At 65.4% G+C, this 20,805-nt stretch carries 19 protein-coding genes; 11 read left to right on the top strand and 8 right to left on the bottom strand.

Annotation, left to right across the window (positions count from 1 at the left end):
* Positions 1-15 precede the first annotated feature (15 nt).
* On the bottom strand, positions 16-195 hold the full coding sequence (locus A7X65_RS22600) for a hypothetical protein (RefSeq protein WP_063688946.1): 180 nt from the start codon (positions 193-195) through the stop codon (positions 16-18).
* A 148-nt stretch (positions 196-343) separates the two neighbouring features.
* Here A7X65_RS22600 and A7X65_RS22595 point away from each other — a divergent pair, with 148 nt between their 5' ends.
* Entirely contained in the window at positions 344-1,138 is a 795-nt protein-coding gene (locus A7X65_RS22595) for a DODA-type extradiol aromatic ring-opening family dioxygenase (protein WP_063688943.1), read from the top strand.
* Positions 1,139-1,356: 218 nt separating this feature from the next.
* On the opposite strand, the gene A7X65_RS22590 is transcribed toward A7X65_RS22595, so the two are convergent.
* From A7X65_RS22590 to glgC, 3 genes are all read right to left on the bottom strand, one after another.
* Entirely contained in the window at positions 1,357-1,617 is a 261-nt protein-coding gene (locus A7X65_RS22590) for a SemiSWEET transporter (protein ID WP_036025033.1), read from the bottom strand.
* Positions 1,618-1,874: 257 nt separating this feature from the next.
* On the bottom strand, positions 1,875-3,332 hold the full coding sequence (gene glgA / locus A7X65_RS22585; RefSeq protein WP_063688940.1) for a glycogen synthase GlgA: 1,458 nt from the start codon (positions 3,330-3,332) through the stop codon (positions 1,875-1,877).
* Positions 3,329-4,588: a glucose-1-phosphate adenylyltransferase gene (glgC, locus tag A7X65_RS22580; RefSeq protein WP_063688937.1), complete on the bottom strand. Its 1,260-nt coding sequence runs from the start codon at positions 4,586-4,588 to the stop codon at positions 3,329-3,331. The genes glgA and glgC overlap by 4 nt, the downstream gene beginning before the upstream one ends.
* Positions 4,589-4,941: 353 nt before the next feature.
* On the opposite strand from glgC, the gene A7X65_RS22575 reads away from it, so the two are divergent.
* Positions 4,942-5,409 carry a hypothetical protein gene (locus A7X65_RS22575; RefSeq protein ID WP_063688934.1) on the top strand — a complete coding sequence of 156 codons (468 nt, stop codon included), beginning with the start codon at positions 4,942-4,944 and terminating at the stop codon, positions 5,407-5,409.
* 314 nt (positions 5,410-5,723) lie between these two features.
* Here the strand turns inward: A7X65_RS22575 and A7X65_RS22570 are convergent, their stop codons facing one another.
* Positions 5,724-6,704, bottom strand: coding sequence for an ABC transporter substrate-binding protein (locus tag A7X65_RS22570; RefSeq protein WP_063688932.1), 981 nt, complete (start codon positions 6,702-6,704; stop codon positions 5,724-5,726).
* A gap of 475 nt (positions 6,705-7,179) precedes the next feature.
* Between A7X65_RS22570 and A7X65_RS22565 the strand changes: the two genes are divergently transcribed.
* From A7X65_RS22565 to A7X65_RS22525, 9 genes are all read left to right on the top strand, one after another.
* Positions 7,180-8,283, top strand: coding sequence for an ABC transporter substrate-binding protein (locus tag A7X65_RS22565; RefSeq protein ID WP_063688929.1), 1,104 nt, complete (start codon positions 7,180-7,182; stop codon positions 8,281-8,283).
* On the top strand, positions 8,261-9,277 hold the full coding sequence (locus A7X65_RS22560) for an ABC transporter permease (RefSeq protein ID WP_063688926.1): 1,017 nt from the start codon (positions 8,261-8,263) through the stop codon (positions 9,275-9,277). Before A7X65_RS22565 ends, A7X65_RS22560 begins: the two co-directional genes overlap by 23 nt.
* A complete protein-coding gene (locus tag A7X65_RS22555; RefSeq protein WP_063688923.1) occupies positions 9,271-10,071 on the top strand; it encodes an ABC transporter ATP-binding protein in 801 nt (266 codons plus the stop codon). The genes A7X65_RS22560 and A7X65_RS22555 overlap by 7 nt, the downstream gene beginning before the upstream one ends.
* A complete protein-coding gene (locus A7X65_RS22550; protein WP_063688920.1) occupies positions 10,065-11,237 on the top strand; it encodes an acyl-CoA dehydrogenase family protein in 1,173 nt (390 codons plus the stop codon). Before A7X65_RS22555 ends, A7X65_RS22550 begins: the two co-directional genes overlap by 7 nt.
* Before the next feature lie 23 nt (positions 11,238-11,260).
* Entirely contained in the window at positions 11,261-12,355 is a 1,095-nt protein-coding gene (locus A7X65_RS22545; protein ID WP_063688918.1) for an LLM class flavin-dependent oxidoreductase, read from the top strand.
* Complete coding sequence (locus A7X65_RS22540) at positions 12,352-13,290, top strand: ABC transporter substrate-binding protein (protein ID WP_063688915.1); 939 nt, start codon at positions 12,352-12,354, stop codon at positions 13,288-13,290. The genes A7X65_RS22545 and A7X65_RS22540 overlap by 4 nt, the downstream gene beginning before the upstream one ends.
* Positions 13,291-13,660: 370 nt before the next feature.
* Complete coding sequence (locus A7X65_RS22535) at positions 13,661-14,506, top strand: CmcJ/NvfI family oxidoreductase (protein ID WP_063688912.1); 846 nt, start codon at positions 13,661-13,663, stop codon at positions 14,504-14,506.
* A gap of 104 nt (positions 14,507-14,610) precedes the next feature.
* The gene (locus A7X65_RS22530; RefSeq protein ID WP_063688909.1) at positions 14,611-14,925 is read left to right on the top strand and encodes a septal ring lytic transglycosylase RlpA family protein; all 315 of its coding nucleotides are present in this window, start codon (positions 14,611-14,613) and stop codon (positions 14,923-14,925) included.
* Between the two features lie 42 nt (positions 14,926-14,967).
* On the top strand, positions 14,968-16,137 hold the full coding sequence (locus A7X65_RS22525; RefSeq protein WP_063688906.1) for a Gfo/Idh/MocA family protein: 1,170 nt from the start codon (positions 14,968-14,970) through the stop codon (positions 16,135-16,137).
* A gap of 183 nt (positions 16,138-16,320) precedes the next feature.
* On the opposite strand, the gene A7X65_RS22520 is transcribed toward A7X65_RS22525, so the two are convergent.
* The 3 genes from A7X65_RS22520 to uvrA form a co-directional block, all read right to left on the bottom strand.
* Positions 16,321-16,509 carry a hypothetical protein gene (locus tag A7X65_RS22520; protein WP_167358272.1) on the bottom strand — a complete coding sequence of 63 codons (189 nt, stop codon included), beginning with the start codon at positions 16,507-16,509 and terminating at the stop codon, positions 16,321-16,323.
* Between the two features lie 271 nt (positions 16,510-16,780).
* On the bottom strand, positions 16,781-18,091 hold the full coding sequence (locus A7X65_RS22515; protein WP_063688900.1) for an ABC transporter substrate-binding protein: 1,311 nt from the start codon (positions 18,089-18,091) through the stop codon (positions 16,781-16,783).
* Between the two features lie 156 nt (positions 18,092-18,247).
* Complete coding sequence (gene uvrA / locus A7X65_RS22510; protein WP_063688897.1) at positions 18,248-20,770, bottom strand: excinuclease ABC subunit UvrA; 2,523 nt, start codon at positions 20,768-20,770, stop codon at positions 18,248-18,250.
* Between the last annotated feature and the right edge of the window lie 35 nt (positions 20,771-20,805).

Raw genomic sequence — 20,805 nt, 5'->3', positions numbered from 1 at the left:
AGAATGAAATCGGAGCTAGGCGGCGAGCTCGACGCGGGGGGCCGGGCTCAGCCGGTCTTCCTCCAGATAGTCCATCGCGCCGTCCTTCTCGACGGCATAGAACTGCTGGCCTTCGCGCGACCTGTAGGCGGCGCGAACGACGCCGCGGCGGCCCTTGTCACTGTTGACGACGTCCCCCAGCGAAAACTTCCTCATCTCACGTCCTCGTCTTCTGGCCGACTGCTTCGGCCACGGCGGGGATTTTGGAAGGCAAATCGTTAACGACTTGCTAACCATACGGCTTTGCCTATGCTCGGCCTCGCGCGGGCAAGCTCGCACGCGCCGGTCAACGAGACAAAACCCCATGACGCGATTTCCGACCCTGTTCCTGTCGCACGGCGGCGGCCCCTGGCCGTTCATGGAGGACAGGCGGGTGCAATATGCGAAGACCGCCGCGGAGTTTGCCCGGCTGCCGCAGCTTCTGCCGGAGAAGCCCAAGGCCGTGCTCGTCATAACCGGGCATTGGGAGGCGGACGCCTTCACCGTGTCGACCTCGGCCCATCCGCCGATGGTGTACGACTATTACGGTTTCCCCGAGCATACCTACCACCTGAAATATCCGGCGCCGGGCAAGCCGGAGCTTGCCGCCGAGGTGAGGGCGCTGCTCAAGCATGCCGGCCTCGATTGCCGCGAAGATCCCAACCAGGGTTTCGATCACGGCACCTTCGTGCCGCTCGGCCTGATGTATCCGAACGCCGACATGCCGATCGTGCTGCTGTCGCTGAAGTCGGCTTACGATCCGGCCGAGCACATCAAGGCCGGGCAGGCGATCGCATCGCTGCGCGACGAGGGCATCCTGATCGTCGGCAGCGGGCTGACCTATCACAACATGCGCGGCTTCAATCGTCCGGAGTCGAAGCCGGTCTCGTATGATTTCGAGGCCTATCTGAACGAGGCGATCAGTAACCCCGATGCGGCGCGGCGCAACGCCATGCTGGTCGACTGGGAGAACGCGCCGAGCGCGCGCCTGGCGCATCCGCGCGAGGACCATTTGCTGCCGCTGATGGTGGCAGCCGGAGCTGCCGGCAGCGACGTGGGTCATCGCGTCTTCGTGGACGAGGTCGCGAGTGTCGCGATGGCGTCGTATAAGTTCGGGTGACTGATCTTTTTCCTTCTCCCCTTGTGGGAGAAGGTGGCATAGGCGGCCGTTGGCCGCCGTTCCCAAAAACGCCGAAGCAAGGCTTCGGCTATGGCGCCGGATGAGGGGTATCTCTCCGCGCATTCAATGAGAGTTGGATTCGTGGAGAGATACCCCTCACCCGTCTCGCCGCTCCGCGGCGAGCCACCCTCTCCCACAAGGGGAGAGGGATTCAATCCTCACCCGTAGCGCAGCTTCATCACCAGGATGCCGCCGGCGAGCAGCATGGTGACGGCGTTCGAGGCGATCAGCGGCGCATCGCCCGAGAGCAGGCCGTAGATCAGCCAGAGCGCGAGGCCCAGCACCATCACCAGGAACATGCCGAGCGAGATGTCGCCGGTGGAGCGGGTCTTCCACACCTTGATGGCCTGCGGCGCGTAGGCCACGGTGGTGCAGGTGGCGGCGGCAAAGCCGATCAGCTTGATCATAAGAGGGTCCATGCCGGCTCTATAGCATGGATTCGACGCCGGTCATGCCTTCGGCCGGGGGCGTCGCACAGGACGTCTTGGCGGCAGTTTGCGCGCGCCTCGTCCTTCGAGACGGCGCTTACGCGCCTCCTCAGGATGAGGCTGAGCAGCACCGTGCTGCCGGAATGGTTGCCTCATACTCCGCCCTCATCCTGAGGAGCCCGCGGAGCGGGCGTCTCGAAGGATGGGCCGCAGCGAGGCTGCTATCCAGCTACGATAGCCCTGCTGCCTCACGCGCTCGAAGCCATGAGTCCGCGATACAGCGCGGCATAGTCGCCGGCACGGTTGCGCCAGGAGACGTCGGTCGCAAGGCCGCTCAGTTGCAGGCGGCGCCAGGTCGGCTTGTCGTGGAAGGCGGCGTTCGCCTTGCGCAGCGAGCCGGCGAAGGCATCCGCGGTGACGGGGCCGAACTTGAAGCCGGTCGCATCGCGTCCCGATGTGCCGGCCTCGCCGATATCGACGATGGTGTCTTCGAGGCCGCCGACGCGCGCGACGATCGGCACGGCGCCGTAGCGCAGCGCGCAAAGCTGGGTCAGCCCGCATGGCTCGAACCGCGACGGCACCAGCAGCGCGTCCGAGCCGGCCTGGATCAGATGCGCCAGGATCTCGTCATAGCCGATCATCACCCCGATCCGGCCGGGGTTGGCGCGGGCGGCGGCCTTGTAGCGGTCCTGGAGATCGCGGTCGCCGCTGCCGAGCAGCGCGAGCTGCATGCCTTCGGCGAGAATGGTCGGGATCGCTTCGAGCAGCAGGTCGAGGCCCTTCTGCCAGGACAGGCGGCTGATGACGCCGAGTAGCGGCGCTTCGTCCGATGAATCGAGATTGAACTGCTGCTGCAGCACCGCCTTGTTGGCGGCCCGGAACGTGAGGTCCTGCGCGCCGAAGCGGTAGGCGATGTGCGGATCGGTCTGCGGATTCCACACCTCGATGTCGATGCCGTTGAGGATGCCGCTCAGCACGCTCGCGCGTTCGCGCAGGAGGCCGCCGAGCCCCATGCCGCCTTCGTCGCTCTGGATCTCGTGCGCGTAGGTCGGCGACACCGTCGTGATGCGATCGGCAAGCTGCAGCCCGGCCTTGAGGAAGCTGATGCCGCCGAAATATTCGAGGCCATGGACGTCGAACGATGACTCCCAGGGGAGGCCGATCGTGCCGATCAGCTCGCGCGCGAACTTGCCCTGATAGGCCATGTTGTGGATCGTCATCACGGTGCCGGGCCGCGGACGGTTGTCGTAGTGCAGATAGGCGGGGGCGAGCCCGGCCTGCCAGTCATGCGCGTGCACGACATCGGGCACGAAGGCCGGCACGAGACCGTGGCCGATATCGGCGGCGATGCGCGACAGCGCTGCAAAGCGCACGCCGTTGTCGGGCCAGTCGACGCCGTCGGCCGTGACGTAAGGATTGCCCGGCCGGTCATAGAGATGCGGCACGTCGAGCACGAACAGGTCGAGCCCGTCATGCGAGCCCGCGAGCAGGCGTCCGGGGCCGCCGAAATAGTCCGGCCAGCGCCGGATTTCGGCCGCGCCCGCGAGCAGCCGCAGCACGTCGGGGTAGCCCGGCATCAAGGTGCGCATCTCGACGCCATGCGCCTTGAGCGCAAGCGGCAGCGCGCCGGCGACATCCGCGAGGCCGCCGGTCTTGACGATGGGATAGACTTCGGAGGCGACCGCGAGGACGCGAACAGGCGTCATTTATCGAGCCTGTCGAGCATGGTCTGGGTGATCAGCGAAATGCCCTGCTCGGTGGTGCGGAAGCGCTGGGCATCATGGCCCGGATCCTCACCCACGACGAGACCTTCGGGGATATCGACGCCACGGTCGATCACGACGTTCTTGAGCCGCGCGCCGCGACCGACAGTGACGTAGGGCATGATCACGGCGTTCTCGACATTGGCGTAGGAGTTGATGCGCACGCCGGTGAACAGCAGCGAGCGGCGCAGCGAGGCACCGGAGATGATGCAGCCGCCCGAGACCAGCGAGCTCACGGCCTGGCCGCGCCGGCTCTCCTCGTCATGGACGAATTTCGCAGGCGGTGTGATCTCGGCATAGGACCAGATCGGCCAGGCGCGATCGAACAGATCGAGCTCCGGCACCACGTCGGTGAGGTCGATATTGGCGGCCCAATAGGCATCGACCGTGCCGACATCGCGCCAATAGGAGCGGGGGTCGTCGCCGGAGCGGACGCAGGAGCTCGAGAACTGATGTGCGATGGCACGGCCGTTCTTGACGATATAGGGGATGATGTCCTTGCCGAAATCGTGGTTGGAGTTCGGGTCCGCGGCGTCGCGCTTGAGCTCCTCGTAGAGGAATTTGGCGTCGAACACGTAGATGCCCATGCTGGCGAGCGAGACGTCGGGCTTGCCGGGCATCGGCGGCGGATCCTTGGGCTTCTCCAGGAACTCCTGGATCCAGCCGTTCTCGTCGATATGCATGATGCCGAAGCCCGAGGATTCCACGCGCGGCATTTCGAGGCAGCCGACCGTGACGTCGGCGCCGCTGTCGACGTGCTGGCGCAGCATCACCTCGTAATCCATCTTGTAGATGTGGTCGCCCGCTAGCACCACGATGAAGCGGGCGTTGTGGGACTCGATGATGTCGATGTTCTGGTACACGGCATCCGCCGTGCCGACATACCACATGTTCTCGGAGACGCGCTGGCTCGCGGGCAGGATGTCGAAGCTCTCGTTGCGCTCCGGGCGGAAGAAATTCCAGCCCATCTGCAGATGCCGGATCAGGCTGTGCGCCTTGTACTGGGTCGCGACCGCGATGCGGCGGATGCCGGAGTTCACCGCGTTCGACAGCGCGAAATCGATGATGCGCGACTTGCCGCCGAAATAGACGGCCGGCTTGGCGCGGCGGTCGGTCAGCTCCAGCAGCCGGCTGCCGCGTCCGCCGGCGAGGACGAAGGCAAGCGCCTGGCGGGCAAGCGGCTCGGGTCTCGCACTCATGTCGTCCTCCCAAAACTCCAGCGCTTGGCGAGATGCCTCCCGGCCGCGCCCCATTGGAACCGATAGTAGCGGTACGAATAGTAAATCAGGAAGACGGTTGTTGGTTGCGAACGCGCGGGAAGCTTAATGCTTTGCCGTGAGAACCCGGCCTTGAGTGTCGCGTGTCTGTCACACCGGCGGGGGTGCCGGTGACCCAGGAATAGGCAGGCACGACCAGGCAGGCATGGGAATAGGCAGGCATGGGGCCTCTTGTGCGCCGCACGCAAAATCGAGGCTTTGAATTAACGCAACGATGCCCGATCATATGCCTGCAATCCATCTTCCAAGCGAAACGTCAGACAGGGAGCAAGTCGATGAGGATCTGGACAACGGCAATTGCCTGTTCACTGGCGGGCGCGGTCATGGTCGGCCAAATCGGGCAGACCGCAGCAGCCCCGCTGCCGACCAATGTCGCGACCATGAAGGCCGCGGTCGGTGACGACGTCACTCAGGTGCATTGGCGCGGCGGCGGATGGGGATGGGGTCTCGGTGGCCTCGCAGCCGGCGCGATCATCGGCGGTGCCATCGCCAGCAGCGCGCCGTATGGCTACGGCTACTATGGCGGCGGCCCGTACTATGGCGGTTATGGATATCCCGGCTACGGCTATGGTTATGCCCCGGCCTATTATGGCGGCGGCTACGGGCCGGGTTACGGTTATGGCGGCTATTACGTGCGGCCTCGCTATTACGGCTATCGGGCCTATCGTCCTTACTACGGGCCTGGCTACGGCTACTACCGGCCTCGCGCGTATTACCGGCCCTATTACCGCGGATATTGGTGAAGACCTCGCCGAGCTAGAGCGAGAGCCACACCATCAGGCTCATGCATGCGAAATGCGCGAGCACGATCACGGCGAGATGCCGCGGACCGGCCTTGAGGCGGGGTCTGTGCATCTCGTCGCCTTTCGCCTCTTTGGATTTGTATGGCCTTGGCGCGGGGCCTGAGCGAGCGCCTCTCGTTCGAGACGACCGCTTCGCGGTCTCCTCAGGATGAGGCTAAGCAGCATCTTCGTCTGCCGAACTTGCTGCCGCGCACTCCGTCCTCATCCTGAGGGCCCGCCGCAGGCGGGCGTCTCGAAGGATGTGCCGCGGCCTCCTAATTCGACCCCGCGGCCGCCGCTGTAAAACTGCGGTCGACGGCTTTGCTGACGTCGAGCGTCTTCGGCAGGATGCCGTAGCGCGTCGAACGGTCCGAGGCGGCCTGGATTTCCTTCACGACGCTCTCGTCGATCACGATCGGGCTGGTGCGCTGTGCGGTGTAGGCCGAGAGCAGGACGTCCTCCGGCAGTTTTGTGAGTTCGGCCGTGCTCCTGGCGTATTCGGCAACATGGTCTAGCGACCAGAGCCGTGCCTTGTTCAGCCGCTGCACGAGGTCCTGGACCGCCGCGCGCTTGGTGGCGATGGCGTTGTCGGAGGCGACGATGAAGGTGATGGTGGGCGTCAGGCCTTCGCCGTCGGCGATCACGCGCGCCTTGTCCTTCAGCGTCGCGAACGAGACGTAGGGCTCCCACACCGCCCAGGCGTCGATCGAACCGGCGACCAGCGCGATCTTGGCGTCGACCGGGCCGAGCGGCGCGAAGGTCGCATCCTCCAGCCTGATCTGCGCCTTCTCCAAGGTCGCGTCGATCAGGAACTGGCCCCAGCCGCCGCGCGTGCCGGCGAGGCGCTTGCCCCTGAGGTCGGCCGCTGACTTGATCGGCGAATCCTGGCGCACGAGGATGGCCTGCGTCTTCGCATCCGAACGCGTGCCGCCGATCGCCTTGATCGGGGCGCCGGCTGCATAGACCGAGAGGAAGGAGAGGTCGCCGGTGTAGCCGACGTCGAGCGCCCCGGCATTGAGCGCTTCGAGGATCGGTGCTGCCGCCGGAAATTCCGACCATTCGATCTTGTAGGGCAGGTCCTTCGCGAAGCCCGAGATGTCGAGCAGCGAGCGGTTGCCGCCCTTCTGGTCGCCGACGCGCAGCACGACGGTGTCGGCCGCGAACGAGGCCGCAGCCGTCGACAGCGTGATGGCGGCGGCGAGCAGGGATGCGGCGAGCCGGCGGGTGATGGAATGGTCGTGGGAGTTGATGCTCATTGGCCTGTCTTGTTGCTTTGCTCACGGCGCGTGAGCGAACGATGCAGCGAGACGATCAAGTCTATGAGCGCGCGATGCGCAGTCAATGAAATGGCCGTTCGTATTGCGTACGCGTCGGGCAAGGACGTTTTCGCGAAGCCATGCTTTCGAGAACGAGCGACGTCCGCGGGCGAAGATGCGCAAGGATGAGGCAGGGGAAGGGAGTCGCGGGTATCGTTGCGAGGCGATGCATCGACGAAAATCGTTTCATCGCTGTGCGGCGCGCCGATGGAGAGATTGACCTCGCTTCGCGCCACATTCGAAATTCCATTTCATTGACGATGCGACACGCGCGCCGCATGATTTGCGCATCGCATCAAAGCGGCGCGTGAGGCGCCGACGAAAAACATTCTCTCAACGCAGCTCCATACGGAACATGCGCAGCGCGGAGCGCTGCGCGAACGGCGGAGCTGTGCCAACTTCAGGAGTGGGGCTGATGGACAACAAGAACAAGAACGGCGGATCGGGCCTCGACCGGCGTCATCTGCTCCAGGCCGGGTTGGCCGCGGCGTTCGCTGCGCCCCTCGGGGCCTTCGGTGCGGCACAAGCGTTTGCGCCGCAGGCGATCGCGCCCGGCGTCGATCTCTCGGAGTTTCCGCTGTGCCGGACGGCATCCGATGCGCCCGTGCTGACGGGCGCGCCGCGCAAGCTGAAGCTGTCGTGGAATGCCGGTGCGGTGTGCCTTGCGCCGGTGCCCGTCGCCATCGAGCACGGCTTCTTCCAGAAGCACAATCTCGACATCGAGCTCATCAACTATTCCGGCTCGACCGACCAGCTGCTCGAGGCGATCGCGACGGGAAAGAGCGACGCCGGCCTCGGCATGGCGCTGCGCTGGCTGAAGCCGCTCGAGCAGGGCTTCGACGTCAAGATCGCCGCCGGCACCCATGGCGGCTGCATGCGCGTTCTGACCCGCGCGGACTCCAGCGTCAGCAAGCTTGCCGATCTCAAGGGCAAGATCGTCGCGGTCGGCGATCTCGGCGGCCCCGACAAGAATTTCTTCTCGATCCAGCTCTCCAAGCTCGGCATCGATCCCGTCAAGGACGTCGACTGGCGCGCCTATCCCGGCAACCTCCTCAACGTCGCCGTGGAGAAGGGCGAGGTGCAGGCATTCCTGTCGTCAGATCCGCTCGGCTATCTCTGGCTCAAGGACAGCCAGTACAAGGAAGTCGCCTCCAATCTCGACGGCGAATATCGCGACAAGAGTTGCTGCATCCTCGGCCTGCGCGGCTCGCTGGTGCGCGAAGAGCCTCAAGTCGCACGCGCTCTCACGCAGGCGCTGCTCGATGCTGCGATGTTCACCGCGCAGAACCCGGTCGTGACGGCCAAATCGTTCCAGCCCTACGCGCCGAAGTCGGCCACGCTCGCCGATATCGAGGGCATGGTGCGCTACCACACCCACCATCATCATCCCGTCGGCGAAGTCCTGAAGCGCGAGCTGAAGGGTTATGCCGACGACCTCAAGAGCGTGCAGGTCTTCAAGCAGAGCACCGACACGGCCAAATTCGCGGAGCGCATCTATGTCGACGTATTCGCTGTCTGACGGCCTCGCCTCGGGCGCGCCGCGGAGTGCGCCCGTATTCGCAGGCTGGCTGCGCGACTCCGGTGTCGGCGTTCTCGCCAGCGTCACGTGGATCGCCTTCGGCCTGTCCTGCCTGTGGTGGGAGGATGTCGGCGACTGGTCGCGCACGCATTCGCTCGGCATCGCCGCCTTCATCATCGCGGCCGTTGCGCTGTTCGGAACCGTCGGTGCCGACTATCTCGGTTCGGCCGGAAAAGCCCTGCGGCAGCGTGCGCCCTGGCTCGTCGCACTCGGCGCGTTCCTGACCGTGTGGGAAGTGGCCACCGCAAAGTTCGCCTGGCTGCCGCTGCCGTTCTTTCCGCCGCCGCAATCGATCATCGAGGTCTATACCGACGATCTGCCGAAGCTGCTCGACAGCGTGTTTGCCTCGGTCAAGCTGCAGCTCGGCGGCTATCTGATCGGCGCAACGGTGGGCTTCCTCACCGGCGTCTCGATCGGCTGGTCGCGCGCGGTCGGCTACTGGGTGCATCCGGTGCTGCGCTTCATCGGCCCGCTGCCGGCGACCGCCTGGCTGCCGATCGCCTTCTTCACCTTCCCGTCGAGCTGGAGCGCCTCGACCTTCCTGATCGCGCTGGCGACCGGCTTTCCCGTCACCGTGCTGACCTGGTCGGGCGTCGCGAGCGTCAGCAACGCCTATTACGACGTTGCGCGCACGCTGGGGGCAAAGCCTTCATTCCTGGTGCTGAAGGTCGCCATCCCGGCGGCGCTGCCGCACGTCTTCGTCGGCCTGTTCATGGGGCTCGGCTCGTCCTTCGCCGTGCTCGTCGTCGCCGAGATGATCGGCGTCAAGGCGGGCCTCGGCTGGTACCTGCAATGGGCGCAGGGCTGGGCCGCCTACGCCAACATGTACGCGGCGCTGATCGTGATGTCGCTGCTCTGCTCGGGCGCGATCACGCTGCTGTTTGCGATCCGCGACCGCCTGCTGGTCTGGCAGAAGGGGACCGTGAAATGGTAGCTGCAACTGCACTGGCCGAAGCCGCCACTCCGTCCGCGGCAGGCGCCGCGCTCGATATCGAGCAGGTCAGCCACGCTTTCGACATCGACGGGACCGAGCTTCCGGTGCTCAGCGACGTCAGCATCTCGGTCGAGCCCGGCGAGTTCGTCGCGCTGCTCGGCCCCTCCGGCTGCGGCAAGTCGACCCTGCTGCGGCTGGTCGCCGGTCTCGACAGGCCCAAGGCGGGAAGCTTGCGCGAAGACGAGGCGCGCATCACCCGCCCGCATCCCTCGCGCGTGGTCGTGTTCCAGGATCCGACCCTGTTTCCCTGGCGGTCGGTCTGGGACAACGTCGCCCTGGGCCTCGAGGCCCAGGGCATTCTAAAGAGCCAGCGGCAGCGCGTCGACGACGCGCTCGATCTCGTCGGGCTGGCCTCGTTCCGCAATGCCTATCCGCACCAGCTCTCCGGCGGCATGGCGCAGCGCGTCGCGCTGGCGCGGGCGCTGGTCAACGATCCCAAGATCCTCATCCTCGACGAGCCCCTGGGAAAGCTGGACTCGCTCACCCGCATCACCATGCAGGCCGAGATCGTGTCGCTCTGGCAGCGCAAGGGCTTTACCACGCTGCTGGTGACGCATGATGCCGAGGAAGCGCTGGTGCTCGCCAACCGGGTCATCGTGTTCAGCGATCGCCCCGCGCGGGTGAAGGCCGACATCCGCGTCGACCGGCCCTATCCGCGCCATCGCGGCGATCCGTATCTGGCCGATCTGCGCCGGCAGATCCTCGGCCTGTTGGGATTGGATGCCACATGGTGACGTCGGTAGCGAAGGAGCGCACGGTCCGTAGCGAGCCCGATTACATTGCGCGCGCCGAGGCTCTGGCTGAAGGGTTTGCAGCACGGGCCGGCGAGCACGACCGCATCGCCAGCTTCCCGTTCGAGAATTTTCGCGAGCTCTCGGAAGCGGGCCTGCTGTCTCTCACGGTGCCTGCCGCCTACGGCGGTGCCGGCGCCGGTGCGAGATATGCGGCGCGCGTTCTCGGCATCGTCGGCAAGGCCTGCGCGTCGACGGCGCTGGTGCTGTCGATGCACTACATCAATCATCTCGTCATGGCGCGCAGCCAGACCTGGCCGGTGCGGCTGTCGCGCAAGCTCGCGCAGGAGACCGTCGAGGGTCTTGCGCTGATCAACGCGTTGCGCGTCGAACCCGAACTCGGCTCGCCCGCGCGCGGCGGCCTGCCGGCGACGATCGCGCGCCGCACCGAAACCGGCTGGCGGCTGTCCGGCCACAAGATCTATTCGACGGGATCGCCGATCCTGAAATGGTACCTGGTGTGGGCGCGCACCGACGAGGCCGAGCCGCGCGTCGGCCAGTTCCTGGTGCCGGCGGGTCTGCCGGGCACGCGCATCGTCGAGACCTGGGATCATCACGGCCTGCGCGCCAGCGGCAGCCACGACGTCATCTTCGACGACGTGGTGATCCCGCTCGATGCCGAGGTCGATGTCCGCAAGCCCGCCGACTGGCGCGCGCCGGACCCGGCGCAGGCAACCGTCCACACCATCTTCGTGGCGGCAATCTATGACGGCATCGCCCGTGCGGCGCGGGACTGGCTCGTCACCTTCCTGAAGACGCGGGTGCCGACCAATCTGGACGCGCCGTTGGCGAGCCTGCCGCGTGCGCAGGAGATTCTCGGCGGCATCGAGGCGCGGCTCGCGGTCAATGCCCGCCTGATCGACAGCTTCGCCTCCGATTTCGACGACGGCCTGCCGCTCAGCGCGATCGAATCCAACATCGTCAAGCTCACGGTGACCAACAACGCCGTGGCCGCCGTGGAAGACGCCTTGTCGCTGACCAGCAATCACGGCCTGTCGCGCAAGAATCCGCTGGAGCGGCATTACCGCGACGTGCTCTGCGGCCGCGTCCACACCCCCCAGGACGACACCACCAAGATCATCGCCGGGCGCTCCGCCCTGGGCGTCTGATCTTTCACCTCAAGGAGTTCCAGATGTCGGTCGAGTTCATCGGCTTTATCGCCAACAGCAATGCTTCCGAGACCATCGTGCGCCAGGGGCCGGTGCTCGATCCCGCCTATATCGAGGCGGTCGCCAAAGCGCATGAGCTCGCCGGTTTCGACCGCGCGCTGCTGGCCTTCCATTCGACGACGCCCGATGCGCTGCAGGTCGCCCAGCACGTGCTGACCATCACCAACAAGCTCAAGGTGATGATCGCGCAGCGCCCGGGCTTCACGGCGCCCACGGTTCTCGCGCGCCAGCTCGCCACGCTCGACCAGCTCTATGGCGGCCGCGTCTCGCTGCACGTCATCACCGGCGGCAACGCCATCGAGCTGCGCCAGGACGGCAACACGCTCGACGACAAGGACGAGCGCTACGCCCGCACCAGCGAGTTCCTCGACGTCGTACGGCTGGAATGGACCAGCGAGAAGCCGTTCAACTACAGCGGCAAGTACTACACCGTCGAGAACGGCTTTTCGCAGGTGAAGCCGCAGCAGACGGGCGGCATCTACACCTTCGTCGGCGGCGGCTCCGATGCCGCGATCGAGGTCTCGGGCAAGCATGCCGACACCTTTGCGCTGTGGGGCGAATCCTACGCCCAGGTGCGCGACGTCACCGCGCGGGTGCGTGCGGCGGCGGCGAAGCATGGCCGGCCAAGCCCGCGCTTCAGCCTGTCGGTGCGGCCGATCCTCGCCGACACCGAGGAAAAGGCGTGGAAGAAGGCCGACGAGATCCTCGAATGCGCCACCGCGCTGCAGGACCAGACCGGCTACCGCCGGCCCAATCACGCGACCGACGGTGCCAAGCGCCTGCTGGCGCTCGCCGACCAGGGCGCGCGCATCGACAAGCGGCTGTGGACCGAGGTCGCAAAGCTCACCGGCGCCAACAGCAACAGCACGGCGCTGGTCGGCACGCCCGAGCAGGTCGCCGAAGTGTTCGGCGACTACTACGATCTCGGCGTCAGCCACTTCCTGATCCGCGGCTTCGATCCGCTGCCCGATGCCATCGACTATGGTCGCGAGCTGATCCCGCTGACTCGCGACTTGATCGCCAGGCGCCAGGCCGTTCGCGGCGAGGCGGCGGAATGATCCGTCTCGTGCTGGCCGGCGCGCTGCTGTTTGCCTCGTTCGGGCAGGCGTCGGCGCAAACCACGCTGCGCGTCGGTGACCAGAAGGGCAATTCGCAGGCCGTGATGGAAGCCGCCGGCGTGCTCAAGGATCTGCCGTACAAGATCGAGTGGAAGGAGTTTCCGGCAGCAGCGCCGCTGCTGGAGGCGCTCAGCGCCGGCGCGATCGAGACCGGGCTCGTGGGGGACGCGCCCTTCACCTTCGCCGCTGCGTCCGGTGCGCCGGTGAAGGCGATCGCCGCCATCCGCCAGACGCGCGAGGGGCTCGCGATCCTCGTGCCCGAGAATTCGCCGATCAAGAGCTTTGCAGATCTGCGCGGCAAGAAAATCGCGACCGGCCGCGGCTCGATCGGCCATCAGCTCATTCTCGCTGCGCTGGAGAAGAACGGCTGGGCGGCGTCCGACGTGCAGATCGCGTTCCTCGCGCCGTCGGATGCCAAGATCGCCTACACGCAAGGGTCGGTCGATGCGTGGTCGACCTGGGAGCCCTATGTCAGCCAGGAAGAGGTGCTGTTCAGGTCGCGGCGGATCATCACCTCGGAAGGGCTGACGCCGGGCCTGAGCTTCCAGGTGGCGCGGCCCGATGCGATCCGCGATAAGCGCGCCGAGTTGACGGATTTCGTGCGGCGCCTCACCGCGGCGCGGGCGTGGTCGCTGAACAATATCGAGAGCTACGCCGCGACCTGGGGCAGGTTGATGAACATCCCGACGGCGGTGCCGCAAAACTGGCTGTCGCGCGCAAAGATCCGCATCGCGCCGATCGACGACGGCGTGGTCGCGGACGAGCAGGGCACGATCGATCTCTATTTCCGCTGGGGGCTGATCAAGCAGAAACTCGATGCGGCCGAGATCGTCGACCGCTCGTTTGCGGATACGATCGCGAAGGCGGGGCTGTAGAGCCTCTACGCACACTCTCGTGTCCCGGACGCGCTGCAGCGCGCAGCGCTGCTGCGCAGAGCCGGGACCCATGCAAAGATATGGCTCTCGGCTAAACGAGCCCCGGCTCTGCAGCGCACCCCCATAGCGCGTCGAAGACGCGCGTAAACGCGCTTATGGTGATGCGCTGCGTCCGGGGCACGAGACTTCACAAGGCTCTCAAGCAAGCGTGAAGCGGAGAGAGCGCTTTCCAATCCCGGTGCTCTCCCCGAAGCATTCGTTCTACGCCGCGCACGGGTTGCGATAGCTCCATTGCTATTTGCACTCCCTCCCTTGCGCGCCGCCACATCCCGTCAAAAATCAATTCGACGACCACATCGGGAGACCGGCCATGGGCCTGCAAGAAACAAGAATCGAATCGCTTCCCTTCGTCACTGCCGAACTCAACTATCTCGCGCCTGTTACGGGCAAGCCGCGCACCTATGCCTTCGATCCGCCGCCGGGCGAGCCCAAGAGCACGTCGCTGCCGGAGCCGCATCAGGTGCCGGTGTTCGATGCGCGGCTGATTGCTGACAATTTCTCGCTCGACCGCGAGGGCTTTGCGCTGGTGCGCCATCCGACCCGGGTGAAGGACTTCTACAACGAGGAAGAGATCCGCGCCGTCTACTATCCCGCCGTCGAAGCGTTCCTGCGTGCAACGCTGAAGGCCGACCGGGTCGTCATCTTCGACCACACCGTCCGCAGGCGTGTCGAGGGCGCACCGGATCTCCGCGACGGTGGTCCGCGCCAGCCGGCGACGCGCGTCCATGTCGACCAGACAGATGTTTCCGGCGCCAACCGCGTTCGCGAGCACCTGCCTGACGAAGCCGAGGAGCTGCTGAAGGGGCGCGTGCAGGTGATCAATCTGTGGCGGCCGATCCGTGGGCCTTTGCGCGATTCACCGCTGGCCATGGCCGACGGCACGACTGTGGCGCCCGATGATCTCGTCGCCTCCGACCTGATCTATCCGAACCGCCGCGGCGAGACCTATTCGGTGAAATACAATCCGAACCATCGCTGGTTCTATTTCCCGGAGATGACGCCCGACGAGGCGCTGCTGCTGAAGTGCTACGATTCCGCAACCGACGGCCGCACCCGCTTCGGGCCGCATACCGCGTTCATCGATCCGACCACGCCTGCCGATGCGGCGCCGCGCGAAAGCATCGAGGTCCGGACGCTGGTGTTCCACAAGTCGTAACAAAGTGTGATGGCCCTGCCGGGTGCTTCCCGGCAGGGTTCCCGGAACCGGAGGGAACAAAACCGCGTTTGCAGCGCCGGGCAGGGCCAACCGGGAGCGGTGCCGTGCGAGCGCAAACGATAGTCGTGCTTTGTTTGACCACTTCATCTCTCGCCTTCATCTCCGTTGCACAAGCCGAAAGCGGGCTTGCCTCCTATTACGGATATGGACGGGCCGGCAAAGGCGGTGAGCTGACCTGCGCGCATCGCACGCGCCCGTTCGGCACCGTCCTGAAAGTGTCCTACAGCGGTCGCACGATCCAATGCCGCGTCAATGATCGCGGTCCGTTCATCCGCGGCCGCATCGTCGATCTCTCGGTGCCCGCGGCCCGCGCGCTAGGCATGATGAGCGCGGGCGTGGTGCGGGTGTCGGTGGATTAGGCCTCCGAGCGCGCTATAGTGCCGCCCAAAGCAGGGGGCACTATGGCCAGGATCAGGGTGGGACTCGTCGGCTGCGGCTTCGTGTCGGAGCTGCACATGTATGCATTCCGGCGCGTCTACGGCGTGGACGTCGAGGTCGCGGCGGTCGCCGCGCGCGGCGACAAGGTCGTCGAATTCGCCCGGCATCACAATATTCCGAGGGTCTATCGCAGCTTCGCGGAAATCATCGCCGACCGCGAGCTCGACGTCATCGACATCTGCACGCCGCCCAACCTCCATGCGGAGATGATCGTCGCCAGCATGCAGGCCGGCAAGCACGTGATCTGCGAGAAGCCGTTCGCCGGCTATTTCGGCCGGGACGGGGACAAGCTGCCGATCGGCAAGCACGTGCCGAAGGCGCTGATGTACGAGCGCGTCATCGAAGAGATGGACAGGACGCGGGCTGCGATCGAGCGGACCGGGAAACTGTTCATGTATGCCGAGGACTGGATCTACGCGCCGGCGGTGACCAAGACCGCGGAGATCATCAGGGCGACCAAAGACAAGATCCTGTTCATGAAGGGCGAGGAAAGCCATTCGGGCTCACACGCCGCGCATGCGGCACAATGGGCGATGACCGGCGGCGGCTCGCTGATCCGCATGGGCTGCCATCCGCTCTCGGCCGTGCTCTATCTGAAGCAGGTCGAGGCCAAGGCGCGCGGCGAGAGCATCCGCGTCGCCAGCGTCACGGGTGATGTCGGCAACGTCACCGCCGTGCTCAAGCCCGAAGAGCGCGGCTACATCAAGGCCAATCCCGTCGACGTCGAGGACTGGGGCACGCTGACGGCGACGTTCTCCGACGGCACCAAGGCAACCGTCTTCTCCGGCGACATGATCATGGGCGGCGTGCGCAATCTGATCGAGACCTACACGTCCGGCGGCTCGCTGTTCGCCAACATCACGCCGAACACGCATCTGATGAGCTACCAGACCAGCGAGGAGAAGCTCGCCAGCGTCTACATCACCGAGAAGGTCGATCGCAAGACCGGCTGGCAATATGTCTGCCTGGAGGAGGAGTGGACGCGCGGCTATCTCCAAGAGATCCAGGACTTCATGGAGTGCGCCGCGACCGGCCGCCAGCCGCTGTCGGACCTCGCGCTGGCCTACGAGACGATCAAGGTGAACTATGCCGGCTACTGGGCTGCGGAGGAGGGGCGGCGCGTGGTGTTGTAAAATGCCACCACGCGCTTGATGCTGGGCGAACTTGTCGCCTACCAGGTCCCGATAGCCATCATGATGACGATGGTCATGCACGAAAGGCAGGCAACCGATACGGTATAGAATTCAGGTGTGCTCATTATTGCCTCCTGAAACAATGCCCCCTTCGTGAAATGCTGCTGACGACGGGTGAAGCGTCTATTTCTTGACGCGCTTCAGTGCGGGGTCGTGCGGTTCATCCGTTCCGTCGGCATCGCCGGAATCGGTGGGGTCATTGTCCGCCGCGAAGAGTTCGGCATGCTTGCCCGTCAGCAAAAGCTGCTTGCGCATCTCGGCAAGGCGGGCGCGGCAAAATTCCTTGTAGAGCAATTCGAATATGGCGGGCATTGGCACCCCCATCGCTGGAATTCACGTTCTGAAAATTTCCGATGTCTGCCGGATGGCTCCGCAATGCGAGCTGCATCCTGTAAGTGCGATCATCGGACAAGAATCGAATTATGGCGTGAAATCAGCGTGAAACGAAATCGCGATGGGGTAAGAGAGCACCGGACGCGGGGGAAAAATACATGAGAGGTTCGCGCGTCGCGTGAACCTCTCATTGGCTTCTCCGTTCCCGCGAGCCAATCACCACTATAGGGTGAGGCGTGCAGTCATTGCGCTACGCGCCGTAGGTCGAGCCCTTCGGCAGTGGAAACACCGGGTCCTGCGTGCGGATGTTGGTCGGCCACACCACCGAGATGCGTTCGCCGGCGTTCTGCATCACGACCGGAGTCGAGCGTTCGTTCTGCCCTGACATCGGCGTGCCCGGCGGAAAGAATTTGACGCCATAACCCTGAACGGTGCCGCCCGCGGGAATGTCGACGTCGAGCGCGGCCTTGCGGACCGCCTCGGGCTCGAAGCTGCCGTACTTCTCCTTGGCCACCGGCAGCACGTTGTTGAGCAGCAGCCAGGTCTGGTTGAAGCCCATCGAGCAGTGCGGCGGCACTTCGGTGGCGCCGGTCGCGGCCTTGTAGCGCGTGACCATGGCCTTGGTCAGATCGCCGATGCCCGGCGCGAGCTTTGCCGGATCGAGCAATTGCGCCGGCACCGGATCGATGTTGCAGAAATTGTCGATGTCGGCACCGAACGTGGCGCGCAGCTTGTCGAGCTGGCTGTAGCCGGCGCCTGCCCCGAACAGCATCTTGAAGCGCAGCCCGCTCTCGCGCGCCTGACGCAGGAACAGGGTGATGTCGGGGTTATAGCCGGCATRCGAGATCACATCGACCTTGGCACGCTTGAGCTTGGTGACGAGCACCGAGAGATCGGGCGCAGACGCCGAATACCCCTCGCGCATCACCACCTGGATGCCGGCCTCCTTGGCATAGGCCTCGTCCGCGGCGGCGACGCCGACGCCGTAGGGACCGTCTTCGTGGATCAGCGCGACCTTGACCTCCTTGGGCTCCATGCCGAGCTTGGCTTTCGCGTGCTCGGCGAGGAAGCCGGCGAACGCCTGGCCGTATTGATCCGAATGGATCTGCGCGCGAAACACGTATTGCAGGTTCTTGTCCTTGAACACGGCGGTCGAGACCGCAGTCGTGATCCAGAGGATCTTCTTCTGCTGCTCGACCTTCGCGGCCATCGGCACAGCGTGCGCGCTGGAATAGACGCCGTTGATGATGTCGATCTTTTCCTGGTTGATCAGGCGTTCGGCCTCGTTGATCGCGACATCGGCCTTGCTCTGGGAATCCGCGGCGACGGGCACGATCTTGGTCTTGCCGCCGATGCCGCCCTTCTCGTTGACGAGATCGATGGCGATCTGCGCGCCGACCGAGGAAGCGACTGAGCCGCCGGCCGCGAACGGGCCGGTGAGGTCGTAGATCAGCCCGATGCGTAAACTCTCGGCTTGCGCCTGGGCCCGTGTCCAATCGAGGCTGAGTGCAGCGGCGGCAGCCGCCGAGCCCTTCAGCAGCTGCCTGCGAGAAGTCGGCATCCTATCCTCCCTCAAAACCCGTCTGTTTGATTGGTCTTGTTATTTTTTTGCGAATTATGGCGAGCGGGGTGGCGGAAAGTCAACAAGGCGAAAGTCGGGGGCGGACCTCCCCATCACGGGACGCAAATGCGAAATGATCGGCGATCAGACCGGACGCTATTGCTCCAGGCGGCGGGCGAGATAATGCGCCGTCTTCCCGCCGGCCTTTGCGCCGCTCCGGGCGACCTGATGCGGCGTTCCCGATGCAACGATTTGGCCACCTTCGTCGCCGGCACCGGGACCGAGATCGATGATCCAGTCGCTGTGGGAGACGACGTCCATGTCATGCTCGACCACGACCACGCTGTTGCCGGCGTCCACGATCCGGTCGAGCTGGGCGATCAGGCGCTCGACATCGCGCGGGTGAAGACCGGTGGTCGGCTCGTCCAGGACGTAGAGCGTGTGCCCGCGTTGCGGACGCATCAGCTCGGTCGCCAGCTTGATGCGCTGCGCTTCGCCGCCGGACAATTCGGTGGCGGACTGGCCGAGGCGGATGTAGCCGAGGCCGACCTCGCGGACGACCGACAGCGACCGGTTCAGCGCGGCATCGCCCTCGAAGAAGTCGAAGGCCTCGTCGACGCGCATCGCCAGCACGTCCGCGATGGATTTGTCGCGTATCTTCACCTCGAGCGTCTTGTCGTTGTAGCGCGCGCCCTTGCAGGTCGGGCAGGGCGCATAGACGCTGGGCAGGAACAGCAGCTCGACACAGACGAACCCTTCGCCCTCGCAGGTCGCGCAGCGGCCCTTCGCGACATTGAACGAGAAGCGCCCGGCGTCGTAGCGGCGAGCCTTGGCCTGCGGCGTCGCCGCGAACAGTTTCCGCACGTGGTCGAACAGGCCGGTATAGGTTGCAAGGTTGGATCGCGGCGTGCGGCCGATCGGCTTCTGATCGACGACGACGAGGCGATCGATCTGGTCGAGGCCGGCGACGATCCTGCCGCCCAATGTCGCGACGGTGGGCGCCAGGCTGTCGTCCTCGGACTCGGCGGCAAGCGCGTGGCCGAGATGTTCGGCCACGGCCTCGACGAGGAACTGGCTGATGAGGCTCGATTTGCCGGAGCCCGATACGCCGGTGACGCTGGCGATCACGCCCAAGGGAATATCGACGTCGAGGCCGCGCAGATTGTTGCGGACCACGCCTCTGATCTTCAGATGCCCCTTCGGCTCGCGACGCGTCGTCGGCAGCTTCCGGCGTGGATGAGCGAGATAGGTCGCGGTTCGCGATTGCCCGATCTCGCCGAGCCCTGCCGGCGGCCCGCTATAGAGGATGCGTCCGCCGCCGTCGCCGGCATCGGGCCCGACATCCACCAGCCAGTCGGCATGCCTGATGACCTCGATCTCGTGCTCGACCACGAAGATCGAATTGCCGGCGTGCTTCAGCCGGTCCAACGCCCGCAGCAGCGCCTCGGTATCAGCGGGATGCAGGCCGGCGGACGGCTCGTCGAGCACGTAGACCACGCCGAACAGGTTGGAACGGACCTGCGTCGCCAGCCGCAGGCGCTGCAGCTCGCCCGGTGACAGCGTCGGCGTGCTGCGCTCGCAGGCGAGATAGCCGAGGCCGAGGTCGAGCAGGACGGCGAGGCGCGACGACAGATCCTCGCAGATGCGCCGGGCGACGACGGTCTTCTCCGACTTGTCCGGGGAGGGCTTTGCAAACGGCTTGATCAGTTCGTGCAGCTGCTTGAGCGGCAGATGCGACATCTCGGCGATGTTGAGCCCCGCGAACTTGACCTTCAGCGCCTCGGGCTTCAGCCGCGTGCCGTGACAGGTCGGGCAGTCCCGAGTGACCATGAATTGCGCGACGCGGCGCTTCATCATCGCGCTCTCGGACTTGGCGTAGGTCTGCATCACGTAGCGCTTTGCGCCGGTGAACGTGCCCTGGTAGCTCGGCTCCTCCTTGCGGCGCAGGGCGCGCCTGACCTCGGCAGCATCGTAGCCGGCATAGACCGGTGCGGTCGGCTGCTCCTCGGTGAACAGGATCCAGTCGCGGTCCTTCTTGGGCAACTCGCGCCAGGGCTTGTCGACGTCGTAGCCGAGCGTGGTCAGGATGTCCCTGAGGTTCTGGCCCTGCCAGGCGCTCGGCCAGGCCGCCACGGCGCGCTCGCGGATCGTCTTGGTGTCGTCCGGCACCATGGATTTCTCGGTGACGTCGAGCATCCTGCCGATGCCGTGGCAGGTCGGGCAGGCGCCCTCCGGCGTGTTCGGCGAGAACGCCTCCGCATAGAGTATCGCTTGTCCCCGCGGATAGTCGCCGGCGCGGGAATAGAGCATCCGAAGCAGGTTGGAGATGGTCGTCACGCTGCCGACGGACGACCGTGTCGTCGGCGCGCCGCGCTGCTGCTGGAGCGCGACGGCGGGCGGCAGGCCTTCGATGTCGTCCACTTCTGGGATCTGCATCTGGTGGAAGAGGCGCCGGGCATAGGGCGACACCGATTCCAGATAGCGCCGCTGGGCCTCGGCATAGATCGTCCCGAAGGCGAGAGAGGATTTGCCGGAGCCCGACACGCCGGTGAACACGACGAGGGCATTCCGCGGAATCCTGACGTCGACGTTCTTGAGATTGTGCTCGCGCGCGCCCCGGACCCGGACGAAGCCGTCGTCCTGCATCAGGCCGTCAGTTTGCTTTGGTCGATCGTCCATCCGGCGCCTCCACCCCGATCTGGGGATTAACGGCA

This window comes from Bradyrhizobium stylosanthis (genome assembly GCF_001641335.1).
GTDB lineage: Bacteria > Pseudomonadota > Alphaproteobacteria > Rhizobiales > Xanthobacteraceae > Bradyrhizobium > Bradyrhizobium stylosanthis.
This window is presented reverse-complemented; position numbering and strand designations above follow the sequence as displayed.